Consider the following 4,261-nt stretch of genomic DNA (forward strand, 5'->3'; position numbering starts at 1 on the left):
GGCATACGTGCATCACCTATTCGTAGAAAAATACAACGATAGGCGATTTTTAAAGTTTATGTACTAGCACAACCCCCGATGTAGCTACACCTATCATAAAACCCATTGCTGCTAAAAGTAAAATATCAGGCCAGTTATTAAGTAAATCATTGTTGTTTACAATAGTCCCATTAACAATTCCTATAACAACTCCTATTATTATCCCAAAAAGAACAACTATTAGCGACTCTAGTGTAGTGAGTATTGTATTACTTTGTATTCCTAAACGACGAAATCTCAATCCGTTAGCAAAAGGAAACTTGTGTGTATATTTTATTCTAAGAAAAGAAACTAACACAATAATAATTGAGTCTATGATAATAATAAGGTAAGACGTCTCGATGGCGTGAATTTTAAATAAAGAAAGCAAAATCCAAGTAAACAGAAAGAACAAAATACCAACCATTAAGCTACTAATAACTAACCAACCCTTTGGTTGAATTTTTAACATAACAATATCTGTGCCAGAAATTGGTTCACATTGGTAGATGTGGGCCACCAAATCAAAGAGTTTACCGTTTTTAAGCTCTTTTTTACAGTAATCATGTATAATATCATCAAGAAAATCAGTATCTTCTTGTTCTTGAAGGATCGATTGAAGTCTTGGTTTATTTAAGACGATCTTAAAGTGAATATTAAATTGATTTGCAATGACATCATTATCTTCATCTAGAACGAAAATAACATTAAAGCTTTCTTTTTCTTGTAATTTCTTAATTCGCTCACAAATCTCATCACATCTTTCAGGTTTTATTTGACTACAGCCCTCAAATATAAAATATATTCGTTGTTTCAGTAAATTATCAACGATCTTGGAGTTAATATTCCCAATATCTAACAACCAATCATACGGCCAATTATCATACGAACCATATAATGTACTAAGGTTGCAGTAAATAGGGATTGCTTGATGGTTATTATAGAGATAACGACAGAGACGATGGGTAAACTCATAACTACAAACTGCATAATCTCCTATTACCAACAAATTACCGTTAATATTATTCATTATTTCTTCTATTTTTATCTCTTTTTTGCTTGAAAACTCAGCATCAAGCTTAATCCATTCGATATTTTTTTGAATATCAATATCGGAAATAATTGATTGTCGTAAATACAATTCTGGTGTATACCATTCATCATAATCTAATCCTACTAAATCTTCTTTATTAATTAAATTATCAATTAATATACTAACTGAATTATCAATATTAATTTTGGAATACTTTCGACTCCCTATCGGAGCATGAAAAATTTTTTTATAACGAGTATCCACAAAAACAACGCGATCAGACAGTTTTTCTTCTCCTGAAAGCAAAAATAACTGTGAATTTTCAATCAATATACCATTTTTTAATTTGGGAAATAGACCGTAGAAATTTTCGGGTAATTCACCCTTTTCTTTAAGTACTATATCTGTAATTTTCAGACCAATACTTTCATTTCCACCTAAACTATGTTCGATATCTTCTTTAATGTTTACTAATTCTACCATTTGATCACGAATAAAGAGCATAGGACGAGGGGTAATCCTGGATAGAGTATTAGTAATACTACCATTAAATAGTTTAATATTTTCTGTTTCTTCATGATCAAGGATTACCAAAGCAGGTAATTCTAACGAAATAAATTCCCTCCATATCTGATTAAGAACATATTGACGGTCTGATTCTTTGTCGTATTTTTGTAATTTCAACCAAAATAAACATAAATCTTTTTTCAGTGAAAGCTCTTTTATGACATCACTAATACAACTATATGTGTTTGATTCGTTTTTAAAATAAACTTCTAAGTTTGAGGATTTTATTCCCACTTCTAAAAATTGCATATCTTGTTTTTGTTGATTGAAATTAAGATTTTCATTGTAAAAGCGAAATTTGATACAACTTTTTCCGGTAATAACATCACGACTATTACGCACCAGAAGGCTTTTTTCATTAAATAGTTCCTCCCAACTCAACCAACGCAACCGATTAAGGCGTGGTTGATTAGTCATAAATTTCAAATAAATATTATTATTATTATTATTGAGGTTAATTTTAGCTCTAATATCCGCAATTAATCTACTATTTTCTTCAGAAAAGGGTATTTGAAAGATATTTTTATCAGTATCATTGTTATTCGTGTCAAAACGACATTCAATGATAAAGCTATCCTCAGTATGGATGGGAATTTCAACTGATAACTGAACAGAAGATAGCTCCATATCATGCCTCACTGTGGCTGTTTTTCGCACATTCCTACCTAGAGTATACCATACCTTGCATAGTGGCACATAGTCGCATTAGGACGGCATGCACCTAGCCGCCGAGGTCGCTCGGCGGAGCCTTCTGGCACATTTCCCGAAACTATACGTCACACCCCATATATAAGTTGAAGCATTGTCCTCAATTAGAGGGCAATGCTTCATTACGTAGTCGAGGCATGCTATCCCCCTCACTCCCCCCCAACCCGCACCACACTCCCCCCCCGTATATACCCCTCCAGATCACTGCGCTGCACCCGCCAGCCCTTGCCGATCTTGAAGGCCGGGAGCCGCTTCTGCACGCACCAGCGGCACACCGTGGCGCGGCTTACGCGTAGGTATTCGGCGACTTCGTCAACGGTGAGGACGTCGCGCATGGTTTGTAGCTCGGACATACGTCTCCCTGCCTTCCTTGGTATAATGGTTCCGTTTTTGGGGCGCATGTTCCCCTCTACTAGTAATGGTTTCCATGACCGGCATAAAGCGCTTGTCGCAATTCGTTCGGATTTTGTATCCAAAGTGACTCTTGTGCTGTAGCCGTCTTTTTGCTACACTTACGTGCAGTGATGACGAAATGACATATAGAGAAGTAGAGCAATCCAGTTGCGGATCGTAACGATTGATTTATTTCTCATACGAGCACTTTCCTCTCATTCGGCACAGCGGTTTTTGTATTATTTTACACACAGAATGTGTCTGTGCTGGTAATGGCATTGTCCTATCCTAACTCACAATACCGATGGTATCTTCTTACCCGGCTCGCTGCGGGGAACTGCATGGTGCAGTGATGGTCTAGGTTCAGAGGGGTTCTGATCCCCTGGATCGTCATTCGTTGTTGGCCGTCGCTTTGGTTGCGCTTGTTGCTTCGCTGCTTGCTTCGCTGCTTGCTTCGCAATAGGTGAGGAGTTGGTATGAATCAGGGCGAGGACTGTTCTACCTGTTGGCGTTCCTGGATCATGGCGCTGAGTGTGGAGTCGGAATGGGGCTTGTCACCACAGCACAGATGGTTGAGGCGTATCTGGCTGCGCTCCAGCAGGTTCTGGAACCAGAGGTGGGGTTCTCGGAGTTCCGTAAGGTCTGTGGCTATTACCATGCCAATCATGCTTTGGTTGAGGCGCTGCGCGATCATGGTCATCCCGCCCATGATGATCAGTGGCTATTCTGGACTCAGCGTGTGGTTGCGATTCTGTGTAAGTTGCGGATGAATTGGTCGAGTGATGCGGCGGTTGATGTTGATGATCTCAACCAGAAGGCGCAGTTTGCACTCTTTACCTCTTTGCCCTCGTTTAATTACCAGAGTAGTTTGGATACGTGGGTACGTTCGGTGGTCGTGAATACGATCAATCGCTATGTGCGTGATTCCTTAGCGCAAAAGCGTGCGCAGCGCCCCGAATCGCTTGATGGGTTGCCTGATGGGGATCTTTCTGATGAGGATACGAATGATGATCCCGCGCAGTCAATGCTTAATCAGATCTTGGTCGATCAGACCCGCGAGATTTTGTTTGAGTATGGTGGTCAGCGTTTGGTGTTGATGTTTTTTTGGCATACGATGAAGTTGCATACAACGACGGAGATTGCCCAGATGGTCAATCTCCATCCCTCGCGGGTGCGGGCGTTGCTCAAGGATGCACGTCAGATGCTGCGCGATCATCCGCTGATGCGGGCGTGGCGTTGAAAAAGTAGGGGCGAAGCATCGCCTGCGGATTTATCACTGGATTCGGTTATTTATAACCGGCGTGGTGTTGAAGAAGTAGGGGCGAAGCATCGCCTGCGGATTTATCACTGGATTCGGTTATTTATAACCGGCGATGCTTCGCCCCTACGCTATGGCCGACCCGATAGGGTCGGCTCTTTTGATTCTGTACCCAAGCGTTTACCTGTACGAATGGGTACTAACTATCTCACCTTACGCAGTACGTATGTACGGATAAAGACGGTCTTTCGTGCCAGATCATGCTCCTTGCGTCGCCCGTAGCG

The 4,261-nt window shown here is 40.6% G+C and carries 3 protein-coding genes; 1 reads left to right on the forward strand and 2 read right to left on the reverse strand.

The features are described from left to right. Window positions 1–49: 49 nt before the first annotated feature. Together EKD03_RS17895 and EKD03_RS17900 are read right to left on the reverse strand one after the other, a co-directional pair. Window positions 50–2,245, reverse strand: coding sequence for a hypothetical protein (locus EKD03_RS17895; protein WP_129633778.1), 2,196 nt, complete (start codon window positions 2,243–2,245; stop codon window positions 50–52). 230 nt (window positions 2,246–2,475) lie between these two features. Then, window positions 2,476–2,679, reverse strand: a complete 204-nt coding sequence (locus EKD03_RS17900; RefSeq protein WP_129633780.1) for a helix-turn-helix domain-containing protein — start codon at window positions 2,677–2,679, stop codon at window positions 2,476–2,478. Between the two features lie 584 nt (window positions 2,680–3,263). Between EKD03_RS17900 and EKD03_RS17905 the strand changes: the two genes are divergently transcribed. Further along, window positions 3,264–3,959 carry a sigma-70 family RNA polymerase sigma factor gene (locus EKD03_RS17905; RefSeq protein ID WP_129633782.1) on the forward strand — a complete coding sequence of 232 codons (696 nt, stop codon included), beginning with the start codon at window positions 3,264–3,266 and terminating at the stop codon, window positions 3,957–3,959. Window positions 3,960–4,261: the final 302 nt, after the last annotated feature.

It is taken from the genome of Candidatus Oscillochloris fontis, from assembly GCF_004138135.1.
Lineage (GTDB): Bacteria > Chloroflexota > Chloroflexia > Chloroflexales > Chloroflexaceae > Oscillochloris > Oscillochloris fontis.